A 20,408-nucleotide genomic window follows, 5' to 3' on the forward strand; every position below is an offset into this window, starting at 1 on the left:
TATAAAAAATTGGTGAAAAATGCATGGATACTGAGAAGAATCTTCGATTTCATAAAAGTGATCCCCATATCAATATAACGGCACGGTTGCATGGTTGTAAATTGGGGCGTTAGGTGGAAATCAATGAGCGGGTGGTTTTGCGTGATGTAACGGTTGGAGATTTTTCTTATTTTGAGCGGAACAGTGAAGCAATTTATAGTGATATTGGACGTTTTTGTTCTATTGCATCTCATGTCCGTATTAATGCGCTAGAGCACCCTGTAGAGCGGCTTTCAACGCATAAAATAACCTATCATCCTAATGAATATTTTCGCTATATGCCGTTAGATCGTTCTTTTCGTGAAAGGCGTCGCACAAAACGTGTGATTGTTGGGTATGATGTATGGATTGGGCGTGGTGTCGTGATTATGCTGGGGGTCACTATTGGAAATGGCGCTATCATTGGTGCTAATGCTGTTATAACAAAAGATGTCGCATCCTATATGATTGTTGCTGGTGTGCCTGCAAAGCCGTTGCGGAGGCGTTTTGCTGATCATGTGATTCAAGTGCTTTTAGAAATGGCGTGGTGGAATTGGCCGCTTGATAAAATATATGATGCAGTGCCTGATATGCAAAGCTTATCCATTGAAGCTTTTATTCGCAAATGGAAGTAAAAATGAAATGCAGAAATAACCTTATTATATTTATGTTTTATAAGACTTTGTTGTTTGTGTTTTATGGGACTTTGTTGACAAAATTATCGAGTACACGTTTTTCTCCTGCTTTCTCAAACATAATCGTTAATTTATGTCCGTCTATCGCTGAAATATGTCCGTAACCAAATTTTATGTGAAAAATTCGATCATTGATTGAAAAATGGGATGATCTCTCAGACATTGACTGCGCGATGATTTCGCCTTCAATGTTTTTTTGTGCACGCTTCCACCTTGGTGTTGCGTAATCATTATAAAAGGGATTTTTTTGTTTAAATTGCGCTTTTCCATAGCCACCATAAGAGTTTTCCATTTCTACGACTTCTATATGTTCTGCTGGTAACTCATCCAGAAAACGCGATGGAAGCGTCGATTGCCAAAGCCCATGGACTCTTCGATGAGATACAAACCATATATGCAAATGTTTTTTTGCTCTTGTGAGCCCTACATAAGCGAGTCTGCGTTCTTCTTCTAATCCTAAACGTCCCCCGTCATCCAGTGAGCGTTGGTGAGGAAAGAGACCTTCTTCCCAACCGGGAAGAAAAACTGTTTCAAACTCAAGCCCTTTGGCGGAATGAAGTGTCATGATGTTGATTGCATCGGTATTTTCATTGTTTTCAGCATCCATTACCAGTGCAACATGTTCTAAAAAGCTTTGAAGACTTTCAAATTGTTCCATAGAACGTATCATTTCTTTAAGATTTTCTAGCCGTGTTGGTGCTTCTGGTGAGCGATCTTCTTGCCACATAGCTGTGTAGCCTGAATCATCAAGAATTGTTTCAACAAGTTCTCTATGGGGGGTATTTTGCAGCATGCTTTGCCAGCGGCGAAAGTCTTCAACAATACCGCGCAATGCATTGCGAGCCTTGGGTTTTAATTCATCTGTTTCAATAATTTCTGCTGCGGTGGTAAAAAGAGGAACGCTACGGGCACGTGCACTCTCATGAAGGGTGCCTAGGTTTGCATCTCCTAAGCCACGTTTAGGAGTATTAATAATACGTTCAAAGGCTAAATCATCTGCCGGTTGGACAACAACACGCAAATAGGCCATAGCATCACGTATTTCTAGGCGTTCATAAAAACGTGGTCCACCAATGACACGGTAATTCAGACCAAGTGTTACAAAGCGATCTTCAAATTCACGCATCTGAAATGAGGCACGCACCAATATGGCCATATGATTTAATAAATGACCAGCTCGTTGTGCTTGTTCAACTTCTTCTCCGATAGCGCGTGCCTCTTCTTGCGAATCCCACGCAGCATGGATTTTTATTTTTTCTTCTTGAATATTGGTCTGAGCGGAAAAAAGCGTTTTTCCAAGTCTTCCTTGATTATGAGAAATGAGATGAGAAGCGGTTTTGAGAATGTGCGATGTTGAACGATAGTTGCGTTCTAACCGAACAATTTGGGCGGGGGGAAAATCTTTCTCAAAGCGTAAGATGTTGTCAATTTTAGCACCGCGCCATCCATAAATAGATTGGTCATCATCGCCAACACAACAAAGATTGACAGGTTGTTCTTTGGACCGTTTTGCTAGAAGGCGAAGCCAAAGATATTGCGCTGTATTTGTATCTTGATATTCATCAACAAGAATATAGCGAAATTTGGAATGATATTTTTGGAGAATATCTGGATTATGTTGGAAGAGAGAGATTGAATGAAGCAGAAGGTCACCAAAATCACAGGCATTAAGAGTTTTTAACCTTTCCTGATAGCTGTGGTAAAGGATACGTCCCATGCCGTTACCAAAGGAATGAGCATCACTCTCTGAAATGTGTTCTGGTGAAAGTCCTTGATTTTTCCAAGAATCAATCATCATTGCAAAGCTACGTGCAGGCCAACGTTTATCGTCTAATCCTTCAGCTTGGATCAGTTGCTTTAAAAGACGAAGGATATCATCGCTGTCGAGAATTGTAAAATTGCTTTTTAAATGAATAAGTTCCGCGTGCCGGCGCAAAATTTTTGCACCGATGGAATGAAAGGTTCCAAGCCAGGGCATGCCTTCAACAGTTTCACCAATGAGTTCACTAATACGCATTTTCATCTCGCGTGCTGCTTTGTTGGTGAAAGTTACAGCGAGTATCTGTTGAGGAGAAGCAAGACCAGAGCGCAAAATGTGAGAAAGGCGGGTGGTTAAAACACGTGTTTTTCCAGTACCAGCACCCGCAAGAACTAAGAGAGGTCCCTCTGTATTCAAGACAGCTTGTCGTTGTTCTGGGTTAAGTTTTTCTAAATAGTCTGCGTCACATTGTGCTTGTTCTTTTGTTACAATGTGGGAAACGTGTTCAGAATTCTTTTCATGCTGCTGGGGAGAGGATTCATCCTCTCCCCAAAATGGTATGTGATCGAAAAAATTATTCATTATAGCTTTCGTGTAATATTTTTTTCATCTGAGTGCTAGATCCAAAAAAAAACTTCTCTCAAGAAAAGACACAATAGCTTTGGTTAAATAAGAATCAAGAGATGGTTAAAATAAATATTAAAAATTCTGAGTCAGAATGCTTTGAAGTGCATAAATGCGTAATGATGCTGAAAGATTTATTTCCTGAGGTCTTTTTCTATCAATATCCGTGATAATAAAGGTTAAAGATTGGCCTTTTTTGCGCGCTATGGCTTTAAGAATATCGAGAAAGAGCTGCTCTAAAGATACACTTGTTGCATGTCCATTAATTCGAACGGATATTTTTCGCGAAATTGCTTTCGACCAATCAATAGAATGATCCCAATCAATAGAATGATCTTTGTGCATTTTTTCTATTCTTGTTCGTTGTGCAGTAAATGATTTTGCTCAAGAAATTTCTGTGTTTTTAGTGCTTCTTTTTGTTCGAAAAGTTTTTCAGCTTTTGTTCGTCCAAAACGATAACGATTCTCTTCCGCGTGAACATCTTGTGCTGCACGTTTTTTTTGTTTTCGAAACTGGCGAAGGTTAATGATTTCAGTCATGAGAAAATTGATTTACTTTTTTCGAAAAGAGTCGAGAGAAACAACATCAGCACCTTGCTTGGCGTCATTATTTGAGGGGTGTTCCTTACTTGTCGCAAGATTTTGTTTTTTTTCCGATAGGGAGAGAGGTATTTTAGGAGTGTTTTCTAAATTTTCGCTTTCTTCAGAGGCAGGGGTTGAGGGGAGGTCGAATGCTGCTTCAAATGAGGCTACAGGATCATAAAACACTTGGATAGAATGAAAAGGAATGACGAGTTTTTCCGTAATTTCTTTAAAAGAAAGCGTTACCTCAAAAGCATTTTCCGAAACGTTTAAATCTCTAAACTGATGTTGTAATACGATTGTCATTTGTTCCGGATAACGACTTTTAAGTCGAGAAGAGATTTTTATTCCTGGAGCATTTGTCAAAAAAGTAATAAAAAAATGATGGTTTCCTGGAAGACCTGCTTTGGAAACTTCTGATAAAACTTTACGAATAACCCCACGAAGCGCATCCTGAACGAGAACATCGTAACGGATTTGATCTTGAACCATCGAAGTTTATTCCTTTTATTTCACGTAGAAGAGATTTACACATTAATATTGTGCAACGGAATATATTTTAAAGCTAGTCATATTTTTCTTTTGTGCACTTAAATTCATTGAAAAAGAACATAAAATCTTATGATGAATAATGTTCAAGGGATTCATCAATAACATTTAAGAAGGTGAAAGCTTCTGTTGCCAGGTGCCTTCGAACCCCGCTTAAACCTGCGATGGTTTAAGACTTAATTTGAAACATTCGCACCACATTTAAGCGGCGAGACGTGCTTCCGCATAGTTGTCATTTGCAACTACTCATTTAGTCCGATAACGGTGGTACTATGCCGAGTAAAAGAGCAATCTTTACGCTCTTGTCGATCCTATTTCGCCCCCACCAAAATATAATCTTATCTTTTATATTTTGGTGGAGGCGCCGGGTACCGCCCCCGGGTCCAATGAGTTTATTTCATTGTCCATTTATTACCATAGCTGGCAAGCCAGCACTGATAATATAGACGAAGAATGGTCTTTGGAAAAGGGGGGTTGTTAATATTTTAAATCCTCTAATTATTTAGGGAGCTATATAATGTGGTTGTAAAGTACAGCCGCTTATTCTAAAAAGGAGGTGGAGCAGAATGATCAATGATCTAGAAAATATTAAGTTATATGATCAAAATCCCGATGAAGCCGCAATAGAACGATTGAGCAGTCGCTTGGCTTTGGTCATGCAAAAGCAGGATGCATCACTTGTTGCTGTAACGGATCCAAAAGAGTTAGAACGCGTTGAAAAGTGGGGGCAAGATGTCTTAGGTGTTGATGAGCAGAGTGCTAAAATGGCTGTTGAAAAAGTTGCAGAGATGATGTCTGGAGATCGTCGAAAAAGGCGTATGACTTTTTATTATTTGCTGGCCAAACAATTAAATAAGCTTGATAGAATTTAAACAATATTAAAATTGCATTTTTATGCAATTGTAAAAAAAAGCCCAAATTATTGGGCTTTTTCATTATATGGTGGCGATGTTTTTAAGATAGCCTGCGTAACGCATACTCGGTACAAAGAGAAGTGCAATGAATGCAATAATCATCACACCGGTGATGTAAAAATAAAAGAACGATTTATGTCCTATATTTTTTAACAAGTGCTACATATTCAGCAGAGCCACCAAAGAGTGCGTTCCCCCATGGCGTGGGAGAGACTAACCCCGAGTGTCTTTACGGAAGCAGGAAATATTGCTGATTTTACGACACCAGAGATAGAAGTATACATGCTCATAACAAAAAGTAGTCCAACGATGTTCCATAGAGCAACCCATGTGTTTTGCATGTTTCCGACTATGTAAAGGCTGGGAAAGGCGGTGAGTATAGAGAGTATACTCCAAATGATGAGTAAAGTTTTTGTTCCAATTTTATCGGCGAGCATACCTGCTATGGGTTGGAAGAGTATAAAAATAGAGCGGCAGTCATTATCGTTGTTGCGTGTGTTTATCAAACCCTGTGGTTGTGATCAGATATTTTTGCATATAGGTTGTACAGGTATAAAAAGTGAGAGAACCTCCTGAGGCAAATAAAGCAATCGAAAAAAGGCTTTTTTGTGATTTTTGAAAAGCTCCTTAAGGCTACCTGTATGTTTTTGGGAGCGACTTTCTTGTGTTGTTATTTCATGAAGTGAACAACGCAGATAAATCGCAACAATTGCTCTCAAGCTGCCAATCACAAAAGGAATACGCTAACCCCATGCTTTTAACTGATCTTCAGTGAGGTAAAGTGCTAAAATAAAGAGAAGAAAGCTGGCGAGAAGTTGACCTGTAAGAAGCGTACCAGACTGGAAAGAAGCGAAGAAACCGCGATGATTTTTAGGAGCAACTTCGCTCATGTAAGTGGCAGCCGTACCATATTCCTTACCGGTTGAAAGCCCTTGCATCATGCGGATTAAAAGCAGAAGAATTGCCGCTGTTATGCCCAAAGTCTCATAGGTGGGAAGTATGGCGATGAGGAAAGATCCCCCATACATCATAAAAATAGATATGAGCATGGAGCGTTTGTATCCATAGCGATCCGCAATATGTTCAAATATCCATGCTCCAATAGGACGCATGAGAAAACCGATGAAAAAGATTCCTGCAGTTTTTAACAGTTGCGAAACAATACTCTCATCGGCAAGAAAAAATTGTGATGCAAAATAAATCGACGCAAATGAGTAAACATAAAAATCATACTCTTCTACGAGATTTCCTGAGGCACTCGATATGATAGCCAAAATACGTTTTCTTGTATCATGCTCTGCTAAAGCTGTTTCATTTTTCATAAAGTTTTCCCCTGTTCGTGTGTTTTATTTTTTTAGTTATTTGCAACTTGTATCATAAAAACTCCATTATATGGCGATGTTTTCTTTATAAAAGAAGATGAAAGTGGCTCATTTTCATCATGTTTGCAGTTTTTATTTTTGTGGCAGAGCAAAAATGTTTTATATTTATAGAAGAAAAGTATGTTTTGATTTTTATTGCATTTTTAATGGTGGCATTGGATCATTCAAACCGAAAGGGGCATTGCGATAGGAGTGGTCAGAGATGAAGTTTTATTTCTCTTCTTGAGACAAATAAGGAAACATTTTTTCTTTTTGATAAAGAAAAATGGACTTTTATGAAAGCAGATCAGATATTTTAAAAGCGAAGTCTCTTAGTAAGGATACGAGATTGCGTGGTATTATAAAAAGGTGTGCTCATTGAGCGCCACCGTCTTTGCGCTTATGAAGGTACAAGCCGGCACTATCATACATTTTACCAGCGCATGGGTGTTGCGACAGCCCTTGCATTAAGACGATTCATGAGAGGCATTTTTCCTCCTCCTCTATAATTTTTACTCATCTGCCAACCCTACTTATGACATAAAGCTAAGTGAATAAAATTGGTTCAACATAAGTGGTTTGAGATGAGAGAATCTTACAATATTCGGGGATATGATTGAAGGTGAGAAACGATAAAAACATTATAAATCAATGTATTGACCATGACATGAAGCCCATCTATTCATCATGGTTATATCTAAGAGGAGAATATCGTCTCCTTTATGATACAAGAGAGATTTATGCTATAAAGACACGCTCATAGGAAGTTGTAAACGGATTCTACTATCTGATCATAGTAAAAAAAGCCCGAAAATCAGGCTTCTTAAATTTAGAAAGGTTTAAGAAATATCATCCCCTTGAAGGTAGCCTTCTTTTCGGGCATCAGGCATCAAGAGAATTGCAATGAATGCAATAATCATTATGCCGGTTACATAAAAATAGAAAACAGTTTCATATCCCAGATTTTTTAATCCAAGTGCTACGTATTCAGCAGAACCGCCAAACAGTGCGTTGGCGATAGCATAAGAGAGTCCAACACCTATTGCCCGTATTGAAGCGGGGAACATTTCTGATTTTACAATACCGGAGATAGATGTATAAAAGCTCATAATGCAGAGCATTCCAATAATCACTGAGAGAGCAACCCATGTATTATCAGTGTTCCCAATTACATGAAGTCCAGGAATCGTAAAGAGAATAGATAAAACGCTCCAAATAAGGAGTGAAGTTCTTGTTCCAATTTTATCAGCTATTAAACCAAATATAGGTTGAATGAACATGAAAACAAAGAGTGCAACAGTCATCACAGTTGTGGCTGTATGTTTATCAAAACCGGTGGTTACCGTTAGATATTTGAGCATGTAAGTTGTATAGGTGTAAAATGAGAGTGATCCTCCAGCTGTAAAGCCGATAACGAGAAAAAAAGCTTTTCTGTGGCCTTGCAGAAGTCCCCTAATACTACCAGCTTGTGCACTGGAGCGACTTTCTTTGGTGGTTGTCTCCTGGAGTGCACGACGTAGATAAATTGCAACAATTGCTCCTAGTCCACCAATAGCAAATGGAATACGCCAGCCCCATGTTTTTAGCTGATCTTCGGTGAGATAAAGCGCTAGAATAAATATAACAAGACTGGCTAGAAGCTGCCCACCAATTAGTGTCGTGTATTGAAAAGAGCTAAAAAATCCACGGCGATTTTTGAGGGCAATTTCACTCATATAAGTTGCTGTCGTACCGTATTCACCACCAACAGAAAGTCCCTGAAGCATTCTTAGTAAAAGTAAAAGAAATCCTGCTGTTACGCCAATGGATTCATAGGTAGGAAGGAGGGCGATTAAGAACGAGCCAGCGCACATCATAAAAACAGAAATAAGCATTGAGCGCTTGCGTCCATAACGATCGGCAATAAAACCAAAAAGCCATCCACCGATTGGGCGCATAAGAAAACCAATGGCAAAGACACCTGCAGCTTTTAAAAGTTGTGCAACAACATTGCCATCTGAAGGAAAAAATTGTGATGCAAAGTAAATGGACGTAAAGGAATAAACATAAAAGTCATACCATTCTACGAGATTACCTGATGCACTGGACACGATAGCCCAGACACGTTTTTTTGTATCATACGGCGCTAAAGCTGTTTCATTCTCCATAAATTTGTCCCTTTTATGATCATATCTAAATTGTTTATTTCAAAATTTATTTACGATTCGATTTATTAAAATGCAATCATATAATGAGAATTTCTCTAAAAGCTGTTAGGTTTATGGTCTATTTGAAGTGTATTTTTTTATAAATTTTGAAGTTTCTGTTTCCTGTAATGTTAAGAATCAAGCATAATATTTATATGAAAACCTATCTTGATCTTTTATCTCATGTTTTAAATCAGGGCATTGATCGTGCAGATCGAACTGGTGTGGGAACACGGTCGGTTTTTGGGTATCAGATGCGGTTTGATTTACAGGTTGGATTTCCATTGTTAACGACGAAGAAATTGCATTTACGTTCAATTATTTACGAACTTTTATGGTTTCTTAAAGGCGATACAAATATTGCATGGTTGAAGGAGAATGATGTATCGATTTGGGATGAGTGGGCTGGTGAAAAAGGAGACCTTGGTCCTGTTTATGGTTATCAATGGCGTTCTTGGCCGACTCCTGATGGGCGCCATATCGATCAAATCAGCAATCTTTTGACGATGATTCAGAAAACACCTCATTCTCGCCGTTTAATTGTCTCTGCATGGAATCCCGCACTGATAGAGGAAATGGCTCTTCCACCTTGTCATTGTCTTTTTCAATTTTACATTGCTGATGGTAAATTATCCTGCCAACTTTACCAACGTTCAGCAGATATTTTTTTAGGTGTTCCATTCAACATTGCTTCTTATGCGTTGTTAACAATGATGATTGCACAAGTCTGTGGACTTAAAGTGGGTGATTTTATTCATACTCTTGGTGATGCTCACCTTTATTCTAACCATTTTGAACAGGCAAAATGTCAATTGTCTCGTACACCCAATAGTTTGCCGTTGATGTCTATAAATCCAACGGTAACAGATCTTTTTTCTTTTAAGTTTGAGGATTTTAAATTGCTTAATTATGAAGCCCAGCCCCATATTAAGGCACCGGTGGCAGTATGACTTTTCCAGTTTATTTAATTGCCGCTGTTGCAGAAAATGGCGTTATTGGTCGTGTGGGTGCGATGCCTTGGCGCTTGTCGACAGATTTGCAACGCTTTAAGACTTTGACTTTTGGGAAACCCGTTATTATGGGGCGAAAAACTTGGGATTCTCTTGGGCGTCCTTTAGCAGGGCGCACGAATATCGTTATTACCCGTAATCCGGTCTTTACAGCTGAAGGGGCTGTGATTGCTCATTCTTTATCTCAAGCTTGTTCTATTGCAGAAAAGGTGGCTTCTCAGGATGGTGCAGATGCTGTTTTTGTTATTGGTGGTGGGGAAATTTTTGAACAAGCATTGCCTATGGCTGATAAAATATTTCTGACAGAAGTCTTAGCGTCTATCAAAGGTGATAGTTTTTTTCCACTTTTTGATAAAGAAAAGTGGACTATTGTGCAAACACAATATATTCCAGAAGGAGATAAAGACACTCACCCGACACGTTTTATAGTTTATGAGCAGAAATAATGTTTGTCATTTAAACGAACAGGACTTGTTAGTTAATGTTGTTATTTGACAAGAGATATTCTATCAGATCAAGTAAGTGGTTGGTCGTTGATAATATAGTCAATTAAAGAGGTGATGATGCCCTGGACAAATCAAAATGGTGATGGCCCGTGGAGTGGCAATAAGAATAAACTCGGTGGTGATAAAAAAGCACCGTCCAAGAATCTTTTCGGTTCTTCGGGCAGTAATGGTGGTGATAATGGTTCCAACCTTGACGACATTTTGCGTAAAGGGCAGTATCAGTTTAAACAAGTTGGGGGCAGTGCGCTTTTTGTTTTACTGATTCTTCTTGCTGTGTTGTTTTGGCTCTATCAGTCTTTTTATATCGTACAGCAAAATGAACAAGCAGTGGAGTTGCGTTTTGGTGTGCCTAAGGCGGGCATTATCGGTGATGGGTTGCATTTTCATTTTTGGCCAATTGAGACCTATATGAAGGTGCCTTTAACAGAAAAAACAATCGCGATTGGTGGGCAGACTGGACAGAAGCAACAAAGCGAAGGTTTAATGCTTTCGAGTGATCAGAATATTGTTAATGTTAACTTTTCCGTTTACTATCGAATTGCACGTCCAGGTGAATTCTTATTCAATGTGAATGATCAAGAAGGAACTGTTCGTCAGGTTGCTGAGAGTGCAATGCGTGAGGTTATTGGTTCAAGGCCCGTTGATGATGTTTTACGTGACAAAAAAGAAGAAGTTGCAAATGATGTTAGAAAAATTATCCAATTGACTGTCGATAAATATCAACTTGGTGTTGAAATCAGTCGTGTGTCGGTGAGTGAAGCTGCTCCTCCTACGAAGGTTGCTGCTGCATTTAATTCTGTTCAGCAGGCAGAGCAAGAACGTGGACGAATGATTGAAGAAGGAAATCGTGTGCGTTTTACCAAGATTGGTCTGGCAAATGGTGAGGCGTCACGCACGCGGGAAATTGCAAAGGGGGAAAAAGCACAAATGGTTGAGGAGGCAAGAGGGCGTGCTGAGCGTTTTCAGGCTATAGCGCGTGAAGCTGCAATTTCACCAGAGGCTACACGTTATCGTCTTTATATGGAGACGATGGGGCGTATTCTTTCTTCATCCAATAAATTGCTTCTTGATCAAATAAATTCTCCAGCGGTGCCCTATTTGCCTCTGAATGAATTGCTGCGTAGCAATACATCAGAAAATGCTAAAAATACGTCGGCACGTTCTGCATCGCTTTTGGATTCTCGTATTTCTGGAGGACGATAATTATGCAGCAGTCTCGTTTCTTATTTGTTTTTATTGCTGTCGTGATACTTTTGATGGCTTTATGGATGTCTCTTTTCATTGTCTATCCGCGTCAACAAGTGGCAATTAAGCGTTTTGGACAAATTGTTAAGGTAGAGTCTCATCCGGGAATTTATGTCAAAGTGCCTTTTGTGGATAAGATGATTGTTGTTGATAATCGGTTGCTGCGTTACGATGTTCCTACACAATCTGTTCAAGTTCGTGGAGGTGCTTATTATGAAGTGGATGCCTTCTTTATTTATCGTATTACAGATCCTAAATTGTTTTTACAGCGCATTGCCTCAGGGCGTCCGCAGATTGCTGCGCGTGAAAACCTTGTCCCACGTTTTATTGATGCTTTGCGCGCTGTTTACGGTAAGCGGGAATTTAGGGCGGCTTTATCCGATGAGAGGGGGGCTATGATGGCTGAAGTGCAACGGCAGTTTTCTGTCGATGCAGGTTCATTGGGGATCACCATTGTTGATGTACGTATTCGCAAAACCGATTTAACCGATGCCGTTTCAGAAGATGTGTATCGGCAAATGGCCGCTGAACGTGAGGCCGCGGCAGAAAATATTCGCGCGCGTGGTCAACAGGAAAGAGATCGTATCGTGGCGGAAGCTAATCGTGAATATGAAGAAATCGTAGCAGCTGCAAAGCGTGATGCTGAAATTACGCGTGGTGAAGGTCAGGCTGAAAGCATTCGCCTTTTATTGAGTGCGAGGGAGGCAAATCCGTCCTTTTACGATTTTTGGTTAGCAATGGAACAATATAAGAATTTAGAGCAGATTCCGATGGTGATCTCACCAAACGAGGATTTCTTCTTCTATTTTCGCAATCCATTACAGGAAAAGAAAAAATTTTCATCAGCAATAAGCACATCAACAACAAGCAATGGCCTGAGCGGAACTGATCCAAAAATTGGGCGAGAGTAGAGGCAAAAATGAACTGGTAACACACTATTTTGGCATGATAGCTGTGAGGTTGCTTTCTTTTATGATGAAGGTGGAAAGTGTTGAGCCATACTGAATATTGATTAAATATGATGCGGCATTTCGTAGCGTTTTGTTAAAGGCATGTCATGGGTAGAAATGTTATAGGTAAAAATACGTTTTTGAAGCTCTTTGTTCCAAGAGTCGTTGTTTGTGTATTTTTATTTTTATCGGGGGCAATCAGTGTGTCTTGGGGAGAGGAGAAAAACACGCTTTTTCCCATTCCTGATTTGGCGGCTGAACTTTTGGAAACGGTTGTCAATATTTCCACAGAACAAACCGTTGAAGGTACAGAACAGGATGAGCATACTTCTGTGCCTGTCATTCCAGACGATTCATTGTTGCAAGAATATTTTAATGATTTTTTTTCACCGAAAGATGGTAAAAAAGACGGTCAGTTTCGAAAGGTACGTTCTTTAGGATCTGGTTTTGTGATTGATGCGCAAAAAGGACTGATTGTTACGAATTATCACGTTATTGTTGATGCTGATGAGATTGAAGTTAATTTTACCGATGGTACAAAACTTAAAGCAAAATTGCTTGGAAGGGATAGTAAGACTGATTTGGCTCTGCTTCAAGTTGATCCAAGACGTAAAAAATTGAAAGCTGTACGCTTTGGGGATTCAGAAAAAGCACGTATCGGTGATTGGGTGATGGCTATCGGTAACCCCTATGGTTTTGGTGGAAGTGTAACGGTTGGTATTATTTCTGCACGCAATCGTGATCTTAATGCTGGTCCTTACGATAATTTTATTCAGACAGATGCTGCGATTAACCGAGGAAATTCTGGGGGGCCACTCTTTGATAGAAATGGTGAAGTGATAGGGATTAATACAGCGATTATTTCGCCTTCTGGGGGGTCTATTGGGATTGGTTTTGCTATACCATCGGATATGGCCCTTTCTGTTATTAATCAGTTGCGTGATTTTGGAGAGATAAGGCGTGGTTGGTTGGCTATTCGTATTCAACCGGTGACAGAGGATATTGCAAAAAGTTTGAAACTAGATAGCGCTGTGGGGGCGTTGGTTGCTGGTAAAATGGAACAGGAAGATGTCGATAATAGCCAATTACAGGATGGGGATGTTATTCTTTTCTTTGGGGATACAGAAATTAAGCATGCGCGTGATTTGCCGCGTTTAGTAGCGGAAAGTACGGAAGGAAAAGTGGTAGATGTTACTGTTTTGCGGGATGGACAGAAAAAAACAGTACAAGTTAAGCTTGGACGTTTGATTGAGACAGATGCAAATGAAAATACACAAGAAGAATCGGATGATGATAAAAGTGATACTTCATCGAAAAGCGTGACAATGCAATTTATGGGAATGACATTATCTGAACTGACAGCGGATTTGCGTCAACATTATTCTATTACAGATAAACTTCAAGGGCTTGTGGTGACATCTGTTGCACAAAATAGTGCGGCGGATAAAAAGCATATTCGTATTGGTGAAGTGATTGTGGATATTAATCAAAGTTCTGTAACAACAATCGAGGAGGCTAAAAAACGTATTCATAAATTACGTGAAGCTGGACGTAAAAATGCTCTCTTTATTGTTGCACGCGCAGATGGAGAGTTACGGTTTGTGACGATCCCAATAGATTGATGTTTGGGAAATCAACGTTTGAGAAATTAAATTTTAAAAATATATCTTGAGCCCTTTCTGTTGTAATTCATTGATTTATAATGATGATTTATCGTTGTCTGCTTTGAGTCATAATCCTGAATATTGTAAGATTCTCTCATTTTAAATTTCTTTATGTTGATTAATTTTGTTCACTTGGCTTTATGGGGGTGGCATGAAGGTAAAACTATAGGAGAAAGAAAAAATGCCTCTCATGAACCGCTTTCATGCAAGGGCTGTTGCAACGCTATGATTTGGTGGATATATCATGAGCTGGTAAAGGGAAGATGATACTGGTGTATGGACGTGTGATAGGGCGGGAGTCTTTCTTTTCAATTCGTGAAAGAGAAATGATATAAAAAGCTTGATATGAAAGCTTACAATTTATGGATATGGTTGTGTTTTTCTTCCTAACAATGGATCTGTCGTGGGATATTTACTGTGTGCTGGAGAGAAAAACAATGGAGGGTGCTCATGGAGTGGGGCCTATCAAAAATCAGGCTATTGTCTTTTGTGTAAAAAGGAGGAACTGTTATATAAAAAGGGTAAACTGTTTTTTATGTGTGTTAAGTACTCTTCTTAAAAACTTATATATGATTGTAAAAAGTGTATTTGATCATCATGCTTGAAAGTTTTTTTCACTGTATTTTGTTATGGAAGAATGAGAGTAGAAAAAACACTTTAAGTGTTTTGTTGTTCTTAATATCTTGTCAAAAGGATGAAAAATTATTATCGGTATTTTTCTGCGTTAGATTCAAAAGTTCTGCTTGTCTTTTGAGTGAAGTGCTTACTCTGTGAGCATGCCGATGAACGTGAGAGGCTTGATGGCTTTTTATGACTGTTGCGATAAAATTCATTCAAGACAGAAGTTTATAATGTCTTGAATGTTTTAACAGCAACATGTTGATTTATAAGTATTATCTGTTGTTATCTAGCTTGAATCATAACCCCGCATATATTATAGATGCTTTCATTTCAAATCTTTTTATGTTGAATCAATTTTGTTTCACTTGGCTTTACATCATAAACAGGGTTTGTATAGGGATAAGGATTATAGGGGGAAGGAAGAAAAATGCTTCTCATGAACGGTCTTCATGCAAGAGGTGTGGCAACACCATGGGTTTGTAAATATATGGGGAGATGGTAAAAGAATGATGGTGCTGGTTTTTCACCTTCATAAGTGTCAATGTGGTGGTGCTCAATGGCTTTATTGTTCTATAATTCACGGACAACACTGCGAAATGGGGTTAGGAGCTCTAAGAGATGTCTTTTTTAACCGTATGGGCGGAATTTTTTGATTGATACGGATAAAGGAATTTCCATTCGTGACACAGAAAACGATTACTTTGATAGCGGGGCCAACGGCAAGTGGAAAGTCAGCTTTTGCTTTAAAAATGGCTCAAGAAAGAGATGCTTTCATCATTAATACGGATTCAATGCAGATTTATGATGTTTTAAATATTTTAACAGCACGGCCGACGAGAGCTGAGATCGCCATTGTTTCCCATTACCTTTATGGTTATGTGAGTCCTTCTTTGAATTATTCCGTGGGGTTGTGGTTGCGTGATGTTGAGAAGTTGTTAACAACATTGACAGAGAAATCGCTTGTTTTTGTTGGTGGAACAGGGCTTTATTTTCGTGCTCTTTTAGAAGGAATTATAGAAATTCCTTCCATTCCAGATGCTGTGCGGCAAAAATGGCGCTTTCGTCTTGAGCAAGAGGGATCTGAAAGTCTTTATCGTGAATTGTTGCAAGTTGATGCTGTTCTCGCAGAGAGAATTTCTGTGCAAGATGGTCAACGTATTATACGTGCTTTAGAAGTTTATGATGTAACAGGTAAAAAGCTTAGTTGGTGGCAAAAGCAAAAAACGGCCCCCTTGATTTCTTCAAATTGTGTAGAGAAAATTCTTCTTATGCCCCCACGTCAATTGCTTTATGAGCGTATTCATAAACGATTGGAGGCTATGATTGAAAGAGGTGCTTTAGAAGAGGTCATTGCCATGAAGAAGCTGAAGCTTTCACCTTTATTACCAGCGATGAAGGCAATTGGTATCCCTGAATTTATAGCTTATTTAGATGGATATAGAAGTTTTGAGAATGCTTTCGAAACAGTAAAGATACAAACGAGGCGCTATGCTAAGAGGCAAATGACATGGTTTCGTCATCAGTTTGATCAAGAATGGAGGCTCACTTCTTAACAGGAAAGCTGGTTAATAAAAGAGCAAGAGGAGATGTAAAAGCAGTTTACGGAAGGCGAACATATTGTAAATGAAAAGTTTTGAGCGAGATACTTTTTGATTGACGAATGGCATTGATATAATTAAAGCTCATTGTAAAGAGATGTTCTTCTTATAGATGTTTGGTGTTGGCATGAGGGGGGTATACAATATATGCTTTTTGCGTGTAGTGGGCTCCTTCGGGGGCTTTTTTTATGAGCTCCTTTATGGAGCTTTTTTTATTTTGTTATCAAATAGGTGAGTTAAGAAAATGACACATTATCCAAGAATACAAGAGAGTATGGACGGAAAAATGATGTCGGGGGCTGAGATGGTGGTTCAAGCTCTTATTGATCAAGGAGTTAAGCATCTCTTCGGTTATCCTGGTGGCGCTGCCCTTCCTATTTTTGATATGATTTATCAACAAGATGCAATTCAGCATATTTTGGTGCGTCATGAACAAGCGGCAGGTCATGCTGCTGAGGGGTATGCTCGGAGCACAGGAAAGGTCGGTGTTATGCTTGTGACTTCTGGTCCAGGTGCAACAAATGCTGTAACACCTCTGCAAGATGCACTCATGGATTCTATCCCTCTTGTTTGTTTTTCTGGTCAGGTGCCAACAACTATCATTGGAACAAATGGTTTTCAAGAAGCGGATACTGTTGGTATTACAAAAGCCTGTACGAAATATAATTGTTTGGTTAAAGATGTAAATGATCTTGCGGAAATCATTCATTATGCGTTTTTTATTGCACAATCAGGACGTCCAGGACCAGTTTTGATTGATATTCCTAAAGATATTCAATTTGCTTCGGGTCTTTATAAAGCACCTAAAACATCGGCCTTTCTGCTTTCTTATACGCAGTCAAAAACAAAAGAAAATATGAAGGATATCGAATCTGCTGTTTCTCTTTTAGCACAAGCAAAACGTCCTGTTATTTATTCTGGTGGCGGTGTCATTTCATCGGGTCCTAAAGCTGTACAGCTTTTGCGCGATCTTGTTCAATTAGGAGATTTTCCGATTACCTCAACACTCATGGGGCTTGGTGCTTATCCAGCTTCTCGCAAAAATTGGCTGGGAATGCTTGGAATGCATGGAACCTATGAGGCTAATATGACCATGCATGATTGTGATGTTATGTTAGCTGTTGGTGCACGGTTTGATGATCGTATCACCGGGCGGCTTGATGCATTTGCGCCTCATGCGCGTATTATTCATATTGATATTGATCCTTCTTCTATCAACAAAATTGTAAAAGTAGAGGTTCCACTTATTGGTGATGTGGCTGATATTTTAGAAGATCTGAATCGGCTTTTGCATACGCAGAAATCAATCTTTAAGCGTGAAAGTCGTGAGGCATGGTGGGCGCAAATTAATCGCTGGAAAGCACGTAACTCTCTGGCATATACAGAGAAAAAAGATGTTATTATGCCACAATATGCCCTTGATCGGCTTTATGCACTTACTAAAAATGTGCATGCTTATGTCACGACAGATGTTGGGCAACATCAAATGTGGGCTGCACAATATTATCGCTTTGATGAACCAAAACATTGGATGACTTCTGGCGGACTTGGAACTATGGGATATGGCCTTCCTGCTGCTATTGGGGCTCAAATAGCACATCCTGAGGCACAGGTTGTTTGTATTTCTGGTGATGCTTCAATTCAAATGAATATTCAAGAACTTTCGACAGCAGTTCAGTATAATACGCCGGTGAAAATTTTTATTTTAAATAATCAGTATATGGGTATGGTTCGCCAGTGGCAGCAATTGCTGCATGGCAATCGTCTTTCTCATTCTTATACGGAATCGATGCCTGACTTTGTGAAATTAGCACAAGCTTACGGAGCAATTGGTATTTGTTGTTCAAAACCGGATGAATTGGATGATAAAATTCAGCAAATGATTAACTGTGATAAGCTAGTTCTCTTTGATTGTCGTGTTGACAATTTGGAAAATTGTTTTCCTATGATACCATCTGGGTGTGCACATAATGATATGCTTTTGCCTGATGAGGCGAATGATGAAACTGTTGCAAATGCTATTTCTGCAGAAGGGCAGGTTTTAGTCTAAAATATGCCCATTCAGTAATAGAGAATAAAGAGATTTGGTAGGTTATTGACTTTTAGAAGTGTCTTTTCCTCCGGCTCTTCTTCTTTAAGGTTTTTTAGCATCCTTAGAGTCTCTTTTTATAATTTGCACTCTTTGTTTAAAAAGGGAAGATGTCTTATCGTCTATTTACCCGAAAAGTGTTTTGCATGTTTGTTGCCTTTAGATTGCTTTTTATTCATCATCTGATTTTTATGATTGTTTCGTTGTTTACGGGCTTGTTTTAACGAAAAATCTCTTAGAGCTCCTAAGCCCATTTCACGTTGGCGTGGGTGAATTGTATAACGATAAATCCATTGAGCACCAACATCTTCATGCTTATAAAGGTAGCAGTCGGCACCATCATTCTATTTATAAGCTCATGGTGTTGTAACAGTCCTTGCATGCAGGTGGTTCATGAGAAGCATTTTTCTTGCTTTTGCTCTCATTTTACCTCCCTATGCCAACTCCGCGCTTATGGCGTACAAATAAGTGCGTAAAGTTGACTCAACATAAAGAGGTTTAAAATAAAAAGACCTTACAGTATTCGGGGTTGTGATTTAAGCTCGATAAAGACAAATAATCTTTATGAATCAATGTGTTTTATGATATGCTTTAAAAGTGTGGTGCCAAAATTGACTTTAGGGAGTGTTTTTTCATTTTCAATAGGGATAACTTTAGGGGAGATTCTTCTTCAGGTCATATTGAGATGATTGAAGTATTTTGTATGAAATAGTTGGTACAATCGTTGTCAATTGTGCTGTGAAAGTGGTGAGATGCTCATGATGAGAAATTTTGAGACAATTTTTTGACAATGGTTTTGTTTCCAAAACGCTTGCTCTTTTTATGCGAATCTTATTTTGATAAATCATGCAGTTTTCACAAGAACAAGATAATGCATTGAAGGCTGTTTCTGCGTGGTTGAAAGAGGGGCGTCTTCCACTTTTTCGCCTCTTTGGTTATGCAGGAACAGGGAAGACGACGCTTGCACGTTATTTTGCTGAAACCGTTGATGGTCCTGTCCAATTTGCTGCATTCACGGGGAAGGCAGCTCAGGTTCTGCGTTCTAAAGGTGCGACGAATGCTTGCACTATTCATTCGTTGATTTATTGTCCGCGTGGAGAAGAAGAAGTTGCTGATGAAGTAACAGGAAAAAAATCTGTTACACCGACATTTGCACTTAATCGGAAAAGTACTGCTGCGCAAGCTAAGCTTATTATTGTTGATGAATGTTCGATGGTAGATGAACAGTTGGCGCGTGATTTAATGAGCTTTCGGACGCCGATTCTTGTTCTTGGGGATCCGGCTCAATTGCCTCCTATATCAGGAGGTGGTTTTTTTTCTCATGGTGAGCCCGATTTTCTTCTTTCAGAAATTCATCGGCAGGCGCGTGATAATCCGATTGTTCGTTTGGCTATGGATGTACGTGAAGGACGTGATATTGCTTATGGTGATTATGGGGCAGCCCGCATTATTGCACGCAAAGAGGTGGATCAACAACTGGTGTTGGAGGCTGATCAGGTATTGGTGGGGATTAACCGAACGCGTCACCTTTATAATAGACGTTTGCGTGCTCTGAAAGGGTTTACGGCAGATTATCCTCAAGCGGGGGATAAGCTTGTGTGTTTGCGCAATGATCCCACGAAAGGTTTGTTGAATGGTTCTTTATGGAAAGTCATTTCTTCACAGAAAGAAACGGTTAAACCAGGCATGAATCTTCTTGTTAAACCTGAAGAAAGTGAGCGTGGGATAGCAAAGATTAAGCTTTTAAAAGCAGTATTTGAAAATCCTGATCATGAGGTTTCATGGGCATTAAAAAAGAGATATGATGATTTTGATTATGGATATGCGTTAACTGTTCATAAAGCGCAAGGATCTCAATGGGACAATGTGGTTTTATTTGATGAAAGTTTTGCGTTTCGTGATATGTATGCGCGTTGGCTTTATACGGGAATTACGCGTGCAGCGGAGCGTTTAACAATTGTTCGATAGAGAAATTTCTGCGCTCAGATTCTATTGGTAAATGTTTCTTTATTTCTCTCTTTCATAATTATACCCGAAA

15 protein-coding genes, 1 other RNA gene and 3 pseudogenes are annotated in these 20,408 nt (G+C 39.2%); 11 read left to right on the forward strand and 8 right to left on the reverse strand.

Translation table 11 applies throughout. From position 1 onward, the window contains the following. Nucleotides 1–23: 23 nt before the first annotated feature. A pseudogene (locus BN67_RS01705) lies at nt 24–653 on the forward strand (LbetaH domain-containing protein). A gap of 61 nt (nt 654–714) precedes the next feature. Here the strand turns inward: BN67_RS01705 and BN67_RS01710 are convergent. The 5 genes from BN67_RS01710 to ssrA all read right to left on the reverse strand — a co-directional run bounded on the left by BN67_RS01710 (nt 715) and on the right by ssrA (nt 4,698). Further along, nucleotides 715–3,054 carry an ATP-dependent helicase gene (locus tag BN67_RS01710; protein ID WP_019222436.1) on the reverse strand — a complete coding sequence of 780 codons (2,340 nt, stop codon included), beginning with the start codon at nt 3,052–3,054 and terminating at the stop codon, nt 715–717. A 117-nt stretch (nt 3,055–3,171) separates the two neighbouring features. Then, a complete protein-coding gene (locus BN67_RS01715) occupies nt 3,172–3,441 on the reverse strand; it encodes a ribbon-helix-helix domain-containing protein (RefSeq protein WP_019222437.1) in 270 nt (89 codons plus the stop codon). A gap of 5 nt (nt 3,442–3,446) precedes the next feature. Next, the gene (locus tag BN67_RS01720) at nt 3,447–3,635 is read right to left on the reverse strand and encodes a DUF4169 family protein (RefSeq protein ID WP_019222438.1); all 189 of its coding nucleotides are present in this window, start codon (nt 3,633–3,635) and stop codon (nt 3,447–3,449) included. 12 nt (nt 3,636–3,647) lie between these two features. After that, nucleotides 3,648–4,169 carry an SspB family protein gene (locus BN67_RS01725; RefSeq protein ID WP_019222439.1) on the reverse strand — a complete coding sequence of 174 codons (522 nt, stop codon included), beginning with the start codon at nt 4,167–4,169 and terminating at the stop codon, nt 3,648–3,650. Nucleotides 4,170–4,341: 172 nt separating this feature from the next. Continuing rightward, nucleotides 4,342–4,698: a transfer-messenger RNA gene (ssrA, locus tag BN67_RS13405) on the reverse strand. 94 nt (nt 4,699–4,792) lie between these two features. Between ssrA and BN67_RS01730 the strand changes: the two genes are divergently transcribed. Continuing rightward, complete coding sequence (locus BN67_RS01730) at nt 4,793–5,098, forward strand: DUF2853 family protein (protein WP_019222440.1); 306 nt, start codon at nt 4,793–4,795, stop codon at nt 5,096–5,098. Nucleotides 5,099–5,161: 63 nt separating this feature from the next. On the opposite strand, the pseudogene BN67_RS12490 reads toward BN67_RS01730, so the two are convergent. Then, a pseudogene (locus tag BN67_RS12490) lies at nt 5,162–6,462 on the reverse strand (MFS transporter). Nucleotides 6,463–7,340: 878 nt separating this feature from the next. Then, on the reverse strand, nt 7,341–8,648 hold the full coding sequence (locus BN67_RS01745) for an MFS family transporter (RefSeq protein WP_019222442.1): 1,308 nt from the start codon (nt 8,646–8,648) through the stop codon (nt 7,341–7,343). Nucleotides 8,649–8,842: 194 nt separating this feature from the next. Here BN67_RS01745 and BN67_RS01750 point away from each other — a divergent pair, with 194 nt between their 5' ends. The 8 genes from BN67_RS01750 to BN67_RS01795 all read left to right on the forward strand — a co-directional run bounded on the left by BN67_RS01750 (nt 8,843) and on the right by BN67_RS01795 (nt 18,331). After that, the gene (locus tag BN67_RS01750) at nt 8,843–9,637 is read left to right on the forward strand and encodes a thymidylate synthase (RefSeq protein ID WP_019222443.1); all 795 of its coding nucleotides are present in this window, start codon (nt 8,843–8,845) and stop codon (nt 9,635–9,637) included. Beyond that, on the forward strand, nt 9,634–10,143 hold the full coding sequence (locus tag BN67_RS01755) for a dihydrofolate reductase (RefSeq protein WP_019222444.1): 510 nt from the start codon (nt 9,634–9,636) through the stop codon (nt 10,141–10,143). Before BN67_RS01750 ends, BN67_RS01755 begins: the two co-directional genes overlap by 4 nt. Nucleotides 10,144–10,260: 117 nt before the next feature. Continuing rightward, nucleotides 10,261–11,406 carry an FtsH protease activity modulator HflK gene (hflK, locus tag BN67_RS01760; RefSeq protein WP_019222445.1) on the forward strand — a complete coding sequence of 382 codons (1,146 nt, stop codon included), beginning with the start codon at nt 10,261–10,263 and terminating at the stop codon, nt 11,404–11,406. Between the two features lie 2 nt (nt 11,407–11,408). Further along, complete coding sequence (gene hflC / locus BN67_RS01765) at nt 11,409–12,359, forward strand: protease modulator HflC (RefSeq protein ID WP_019222446.1); 951 nt, start codon at nt 11,409–11,411, stop codon at nt 12,357–12,359. A gap of 146 nt (nt 12,360–12,505) precedes the next feature. Then, nucleotides 12,506–14,020, forward strand: a complete 1,515-nt coding sequence (locus BN67_RS01770; protein ID WP_019222447.1) for a Do family serine endopeptidase — start codon at nt 12,506–12,508, stop codon at nt 14,018–14,020. Nucleotides 14,021–15,132: 1,112 nt separating this feature from the next. Next, nucleotides 15,133–15,336 (forward strand): hypothetical protein, encoded by a 204-nt coding sequence (locus BN67_RS12495; RefSeq protein ID WP_051011280.1) that lies wholly within the window; start codon nt 15,133–15,135, stop codon nt 15,334–15,336. Between the two features lie 27 nt (nt 15,337–15,363). After that, complete coding sequence (gene miaA, locus BN67_RS01790) at nt 15,364–16,236, forward strand: tRNA (adenosine(37)-N6)-dimethylallyltransferase MiaA (protein WP_019222450.1); 873 nt, start codon at nt 15,364–15,366, stop codon at nt 16,234–16,236. Between the two features lie 289 nt (nt 16,237–16,525). Beyond that, a complete protein-coding gene (locus tag BN67_RS01795) occupies nt 16,526–18,331 on the forward strand; it encodes an acetolactate synthase 3 large subunit (RefSeq protein ID WP_026088114.1) in 1,806 nt (601 codons plus the stop codon). 245 nt (nt 18,332–18,576) lie between these two features. On the opposite strand, the pseudogene BN67_RS14720 reads toward BN67_RS01795, so the two are convergent. Then, nucleotides 18,577–18,774, reverse strand: a pseudogene (locus tag BN67_RS14720) (Arm DNA-binding domain-containing protein); the annotation flags it as partial. A gap of 442 nt (nt 18,775–19,216) precedes the next feature. On the opposite strand from BN67_RS14720, the gene BN67_RS01805 reads away from it, so the two are divergent. Next, the gene (locus BN67_RS01805) at nt 19,217–20,338 is read left to right on the forward strand and encodes an ATP-dependent DNA helicase (protein ID WP_019222453.1); all 1,122 of its coding nucleotides are present in this window, start codon (nt 19,217–19,219) and stop codon (nt 20,336–20,338) included. The last annotated feature ends 70 nt before the right edge of the window (nt 20,339–20,408 follow it).

Source organism: Bartonella rattaustraliani AUST/NH4 (genome assembly GCF_000312565.1).
GTDB lineage: Bacteria > Pseudomonadota > Alphaproteobacteria > Rhizobiales > Rhizobiaceae > Bartonella > Bartonella rattaustraliani.

Bases quoted from the DNA above. Each gene is read 5' to 3' on its own strand.
- BN67_RS01750 (WP_019222443.1), top strand. From the start codon at position 8,843: ATGAAAACCTATCTTGATCTTTTATCTCATGTTTTAAATCAGGGCATT.
- BN67_RS01795 (WP_026088114.1), top strand. From the start codon at position 16,526: ATGACACATTATCCAAGAATACAAGAGAGTATGGACGGAAAAATGATG.
- BN67_RS01755 (WP_019222444.1), top strand. From the start codon at position 9,634: ATGACTTTTCCAGTTTATTTAATTGCCGCTGTTGCAGAAAATGGCGTT.
- hflC (WP_019222446.1), top strand. From the start codon at position 11,409: ATGCAGCAGTCTCGTTTCTTATTTGTTTTTATTGCTGTCGTGATACTT.
- BN67_RS01725 (WP_019222439.1), bottom strand. From the start codon at position 4,169: ATGGTTCAAGATCAAATCCGTTACGATGTTCTCGTTCAGGATGCGCTT.
- BN67_RS01805 (WP_019222453.1), top strand. From the start codon at position 19,217: ATGCAGTTTTCACAAGAACAAGATAATGCATTGAAGGCTGTTTCTGCG.
- hflK (WP_019222445.1), top strand. From the start codon at position 10,261: ATGCCCTGGACAAATCAAAATGGTGATGGCCCGTGGAGTGGCAATAAG.
- BN67_RS01730 (WP_019222440.1), top strand. From the start codon at position 4,793: ATGATCAATGATCTAGAAAATATTAAGTTATATGATCAAAATCCCGAT.
- BN67_RS12495 (WP_051011280.1), top strand. From the start codon at position 15,133: ATGCAAGAGGTGTGGCAACACCATGGGTTTGTAAATATATGGGGAGAT.
- BN67_RS01710 (WP_019222436.1), bottom strand. From the start codon at position 3,054: ATGAATAATTTTTTCGATCACATACCATTTTGGGGAGAGGATGAATCC.
- BN67_RS01745 (WP_019222442.1), bottom strand. From the start codon at position 8,648: ATGGAGAATGAAACAGCTTTAGCGCCGTATGATACAAAAAAACGTGTC.
- BN67_RS01720 (WP_019222438.1), bottom strand. From the start codon at position 3,635: ATGACTGAAATCATTAACCTTCGCCAGTTTCGAAAACAAAAAAAACGT.
- BN67_RS01715 (WP_019222437.1), bottom strand. From the start codon at position 3,441: ATGCACAAAGATCATTCTATTGATTGGGATCATTCTATTGATTGGTCG.
- BN67_RS01770 (WP_019222447.1), top strand. From the start codon at position 12,506: ATGGGTAGAAATGTTATAGGTAAAAATACGTTTTTGAAGCTCTTTGTT.